Origin of the sequence: Pseudomonas sp. 39004 (assembly GCF_028682155.1) — a bacterium.
Lineage (GTDB): Bacteria > Pseudomonadota > Gammaproteobacteria > Pseudomonadales > Pseudomonadaceae > Aquipseudomonas > Aquipseudomonas capeferrum.
In genome coordinates, this window is the sequence record NZ_JANIAG010000256.1 from 1 (window position 1) to 5,544 (window position 5,544).

General features: G+C 61.6%; 7 protein-coding genes. All 7 read left to right on the plus strand.

Annotation, left to right across the window (positions count from 1 at the left end; all coding sequences use genetic code 11):
• Nucleotides 1-22: 22 nt before the first annotated feature.
• Nucleotides 23-1,177: an alanine transaminase gene (gene alaC / locus NP534_RS25385; protein ID WP_274100547.1), complete on the plus strand. Its 1,155-nt coding sequence runs from the start codon at nt 23-25 to the stop codon at nt 1,175-1,177.
• Nucleotides 1,178-1,291: 114 nt separating this feature from the next.
• The gene (locus NP534_RS25390; RefSeq protein WP_274100541.1) at nt 1,292-2,419 is read left to right on the plus strand and encodes a hypothetical protein; all 1,128 of its coding nucleotides are present in this window, start codon (nt 1,292-1,294) and stop codon (nt 2,417-2,419) included.
• Nucleotides 2,420-2,589: 170 nt separating this feature from the next.
• A complete protein-coding gene (locus tag NP534_RS25395) occupies nt 2,590-2,973 on the plus strand; it encodes a YkgJ family cysteine cluster protein (protein ID WP_274100542.1) in 384 nt (127 codons plus the stop codon).
• 220 nt (nt 2,974-3,193) lie between these two features.
• A complete protein-coding gene (locus NP534_RS25400; RefSeq protein ID WP_274100543.1) occupies nt 3,194-3,649 on the plus strand; it encodes an REP-associated tyrosine transposase in 456 nt (151 codons plus the stop codon).
• A gap of 196 nt (nt 3,650-3,845) precedes the next feature.
• Nucleotides 3,846-4,409: a GNAT family N-acetyltransferase gene (locus tag NP534_RS25405; protein WP_274100544.1), complete on the plus strand. Its 564-nt coding sequence runs from the start codon at nt 3,846-3,848 to the stop codon at nt 4,407-4,409.
• A 136-nt stretch (nt 4,410-4,545) separates the two neighbouring features.
• Nucleotides 4,546-5,085: a hypothetical protein gene (locus NP534_RS25410; protein ID WP_274100545.1), complete on the plus strand. Its 540-nt coding sequence runs from the start codon at nt 4,546-4,548 to the stop codon at nt 5,083-5,085.
• A gap of 20 nt (nt 5,086-5,105) precedes the next feature.
• Entirely contained in the window at nt 5,106-5,489 is a 384-nt protein-coding gene (locus tag NP534_RS25415) for a lysozyme inhibitor LprI family protein (protein WP_274100546.1), read from the plus strand.
• The last annotated feature ends 55 nt before the right edge of the window (nt 5,490-5,544 follow it).

Consider the following 5,544-nt stretch of genomic DNA (forward strand, 5'->3'; position numbering starts at 1 on the left):
GTTTGGCCCCGAAAGCCGCGGTTTGCCAGTCTACATCACGGCCGAGCTCAAGATGGCCGCCCGCCGCCGTGGCGAAGACATCATCGACCTGAGCATGGGCAACCCCGATGGCGCCACCCCCCCGCACATCGTCGAGAAACTGGTGCAGGTCGCCCAGCGCGAAGACACCCACGGCTACTCCACCTCCCGCGGCATTCCGCGCCTGCGTCGGGCCATCTCCAATTGGTACAAGGAGCGCTACGAGGTCGACATCGACCCGGAAAGCGAAGCCATCGTCACCATCGGCTCCAAGGAAGGCCTGGCCCACCTGATGCTCGCTACCCTCGACCAGGGCGACACGGTGCTGGTCCCCAACCCCAGCTACCCGATCCACATCTATGGTGCAGTGATTGCCGGCGCCCAGGTGCGTTCGGTGCCACTGGTGCCGGGTGTGGATTTTTTCAATGAGCTCGAGCGGGCCATACGCGAGTCCATCCCCAAGCCGAAGATGATGATCCTCGGCTTCCCGTCCAACCCCACCGCGCAGTGCGTCGAGCTGGACTTCTTCGAGCGGGTGGTGGCCCTGGCCAAGCAGTATGACGTGCTGGTGGTGCATGACCTGGCCTACGCCGATATCGTCTACGACGGCTGGAAAGCCCCGTCGATCATGCAGGTGCCCGGGGCCAAGGACATCGCGGTGGAATTCTTCACCTTGTCCAAGAGCTACAACATGGCCGGCTGGCGTATCGGCTTCATGGTGGGCAACCCAGAGCTGGTCAATGCCCTGGCACGCATCAAGAGCTACCACGACTACGGCACCTTCACGCCCTTGCAGGTGGCCGCCATCGCCGCGCTGGAAGGTGACCAACAGTGCGTGCGGGACATCGCCGAGCAGTACCGTCAGCGCCGTAACCTGCTGGTGAAGGGGCTGCACGAGCTGGGCTGGATGGTCGAAAACCCCAAGGCGTCGATGTACGTCTGGGCGAAGATTCCGCCGGAGTATGCGCACCTGGGCTCGCTGGAGTTTTCCAAGAAGCTGCTGGCCGAGGCCAAGGTCTGTGTGTCGCCAGGCATCGGCTTTGGTGATTATGGCGACGACCACGTGCGTTTTGCCCTGATCGAGAACCAGGACCGTATTCGCCAGGCGATCCGCGGTATCCGCCAGATGTTCAGGGCCGATGGCCTGACCCGCAAGTAAATCGCCCGGGGCCGCTACGCGGCCCCCATCGGGCAGTAGGCTGGCCTTCCGTATTCCTGCCCGTCATGCACACCAATACCTTCAGCACTCATTTCTTCCTGTTCAGGTATTCAAATGAGTGCATTCACAGCCTATTTCTGCGGTACCGCTTCCAACCGTTTCGATGAAGCAAACCCCAATTTCTGGAACGGTGAACTGGTCTCGACGTTGGCCAGCAACGATCAGGGGCGCGAGTTCGCCCATTGGATTGCAGTCGATGGGCCTGGCAGCGGCAACCTTCAGGACGACAACCTGTTCGTCGAGCCGGGTGGCTACTTCAACTGGAGTGGCCAGTTGTTCGGTCGCGGTTGGGACGAAAACGTGAACCATGTGCTGCAGGTCATCAAAGGCGAAAGTAACTGGCAGCGCACCAAGCTCAGCGAGGAAGCGTACACATGGCTCAAAGACGCGGGCGTACCGATCCCGGATGCGTCCGCAACGGCATCCTGGTTCTGGCGAACCTACGACTATGGAGACCGCCACCCAACCCCACAGGAGCTGCAGGAGCAGATCATCAGCATGTTCCGCAAGCCGCGCCTGCCCACCCACGTCAACCTGGTGGGCTGGAGCCGGGGTGGTATCAGTTGCCATATGCTGGCCAATGCGATGGCGCAAGACCCGGTGCTGCGGGATATCCCGGTCAACATCTTTGCCATCGACCCGGTGCCAGGGATTGGCAACATCCACACGCAACGGGTGAAACTGGCGGGCAATGTCAGAGAGTACGTCGGTTTCTATTCGCGGGATGAGCGCTCCAAAGGTTTTGCCTGCGTGATCCCCTCTGTAGAGAGCGGCACGCACATATGCATTTATCCGATGCCGGGCCGGCATGCCACCTTGGTCGGCAATGCGTCGGTCGATGGCGCGGGCGATGGCAAGGTGTTGATCGAGCCTGGGTTGATCGTGCGGCATTTCGCCGAAGTCTGCCTGACCCGTTGGGGTGTCGAGTTGGGCAAGCGACTGGCGCTGGATGACGACCAGTTGATGCAGCATCACCTGGCCATGGCCACTGCCGATGAGCACTACCAGGCCATGCGTAGCCAGTCGTATACCGTCATCACCGAAGGCAGCAAGGACGACCGGCTGGTGCACTGCGGCGAAGCCCAGGCGCACTTCAGCCAAGTGAGCGGCGAAAGCTATGACCCAGGCGAAGGCCTTGGCCTGCAACACTGGGATGCCAGCACTTACAAGGCCCTGCGATAGGTCAGGCGGGCGGCCATCCAGTGGGCTGGCCGCCTGTTTTTCGGGCTTCGGGCTTCCCGGATCAGCGGCGATTTTTTTTGCATTGCCCCTCTATCCAGCCGGCCCCGGTTGGATTGAAAATGGCGCAGCGGGCCCTGCCCCGATAACAACAACCTTCCCTCCGTGGCCTCATGTCCGAATATAATCCTTGCCTTGACTGCGGCGCCTGCTGCGGGTACTTCCGTGTGTCCTTCTTCTGGGGCGAATGCCAGTCTGCCGGGGGCGTTGTGCCTGACGACCTGGTGGTGCAGATCAACCCCACCCGGGTTGCCATGATTGGCACCGATGCCAAGCCTTGCCGCTGCGTGGGCCTTGCGGGCGAGATCGGCAAAGAGGTGGCGTGTACCATTTACGCCAACCGCTCGAGCCCTTGCCGAGAGTTTGAAGCGTCGTGGGAGGGTGGGGTGCATAACCCTAGCTGCGACGATGCTCGCGCGGCCTATGGGCTACCGCCGCTGACCCCACCAGGGGCTAACGAGCCGCATTGGCCGGATGACGGGGCTGAGGTGGCTTGAGGTTACTGAGTGGCCTGTACCCGCGAGAGGGTCATCCTGAATGGCCTGTCGGGCGGCGCTCGATCTACGCCACACCGCAAAACCCAACCAAGCCCCCAGTGGCCATGATGCAGTCCCCAGCCCTGCAGATACACCCTCACATCCTGTAAACCTAATCCCCGGCCCCGCTACCAAGCCATGACTATCCTGCTCCAGTAAATACTTGTTCAAGGATGACCGCATGGCCAACCCTCATGGCTGCCTGCTCCGTCGTGGAAGATGTTCTGAGCCTGGCAGGCTTTACATACTGACTTCAGTTACCCACCTGCGTCGCCCCTTGTTCCGGAACTTCCGGTTTGCACGCCTGGTGATCCATCACCTTCGCAGAGCAGATCAGGAGCACCACTGCCGATCGTTGGCCTGGGTAGTAATGCCTGACCATATACATTGGCTGCTGGAGCTGAAAGAAGTGACGCTCAGGACATTGATGCAACGATTCAAGTCCCGATCCAGCCATGCTTTGCGCAAAGCCGGAGCAAAGGTTGCACCCATCTGGCAGGCTGGTTATCACGATCACGCTTTGCGCCATGATGAAGAAATAATCAGGGTCGCCAGATACATCATTGCCAATCCGATAAGAGCTGGTTTGGTAGCTAGAGCTGGTGATTATCCACATTGGGATGCGGTCTGGCTGTGAGTGGTGCTGGAGTGCCAAGGGTATGTCGCAGGGTTTGCAGGGTTGAAATCCCGCGCCGCGGGGGCGGCGCTCGATTTGCGCCCCACCGCAAGCCCCCCAAATGATCCCAAAAACACTATAAAACCCCAAGGCATCCCCCAGCCGCCCCGCTTGACGTTAAACTGTCATCTCCCCAGCAATGGACAGGAGATCCGGCGTGACCCCACCCCGCAGTTTCCCCAGTGACCTCTGCCTCGACAGCCCCCGCCTGCAATTGCGCCCGATGCGTCATGGCGATGCCGCGCAATGGCTGGCGATCATGGCCGACCCCGAGGTCATGCGTTATTGGCATCATGCACCCTGGCAAGACCTCGCCGAGGCCCAAAGCGCACTGGCCGCTGACCGTGAAGCCTATGCCAATGGCGACCAGCTCAAGCTAGGCATGTACCGCCGTGACAACGGCGAACTGATCGGCATGGTCCAACTGTTCAATATCGACGACGTTTCCCGTCGTGGCGAAATCGGCTACTGCCTGGCCAGCGCCGTGCAGGGCAGGGGCTACATGGACGAAGCATTGACCTGCTTCATCGACTACCTTGCCCATACCCTGCACATGCGCCGCCTTGAGGGCGAAATCGACCCGCGCAACCAGGGCTCGGCACGCACGCTGGAGCGTCAAGGCTTCGTGCTCGAAGGTACCTTGCGGGCGCGTTGGTGCGTGGCCGGCGAGCTGTCCGACTCGGGTATCTACGGCCTGCTGCTGGAGCCACCTGTTGCTTGATGCTGTAGCGAGCATCAACGCCCGCCCGGTATCACACCACCGTAGTAGGCCTTTCGCGGCACCTACTTAGATCTGGAAGCGGGGCAGGGCCTGGGTTATGGTCGCAGCCTGTCCCGTTTTCCCCCAGGTGTGCCCCTTGCCCGTTTTCTACCTGAGCATCAGCCTGCTTCTGTACCTGCTCGCGCTTTTTTTCGATGGCGCGCTGATGAGTGGCGGCCGCCACATGCCGGCCTTGCAGATGTTGCTGTACGGTCCCTGGGGCATGCCGTTCGGGTTGTACCAGTGGTTCGCCAACCCGTTGTTGGCGGTGGCAATTCTTGCCCACCAGCGGTTCCGTCGGATGGCGTTGGTGTGCGGGCTGGCCGCGCTGTATCTGGCCGCCAGCAGCTTTGGCATCGACCGCCTGCCAGACAGCCAGAGCTACGACTTCAATGCCCGCACCGGCTTTGGTGCGGGCTTCTATCTGTGGTTGGCAGCAATCGTGGTGTTCTGCGCGGGCCAGGCCTGGCATTGCTGGAAGGCCCGCAGCGCAGCCGACATGCCTGGCTGGCGCTGGCTTGATGTGGCCTTGATTGCTGCGCTGGGGGTGGCGTTGTATGCCGCCACGCAGATGCCGTCGTTGCGTTTCGAGCCGGGCAAGGTGCTGATGCCGCCGGAGCAACCGCAGTCATTTTGATACTCACAAGGAGGGTTTGCATGATCAAGCATTACCTGGCAGGCCTGGCACTGGCCTGCGTGCTGCCGCTGGCTGTCGCGGACGACTATACGCCGGCCTATGGGCAGTGCATGGACAAGGCCTCCAGCACCCTGGCCATGAGCGAGTGCATCAACGCCGAGACCCACGTGCAGGACCAGCGCCTGAACCGGGTGTACAAGCAACTGATGGGCAAGCTGGATGCCGGGCAGCAGAAGAGCCTTCGGGATGTACAGCGCAAGTGGATGGCCTACCGTGATGGCAACTGTATGTTCCATGTGCAGGCCAGTGGCGGGACCATGGCGCAGCTGGAAGGCGGCACATGCGTGATGGACATGACCCGTGACCGGGCGGCGGAGCTGGAGCGGGTGTTGGGGCCCGTGTAGGAGCGGCCTTGCCGGGGCGCCGGACCGGTCGGAAAGGGTCGCGTAGCGGCCCCAG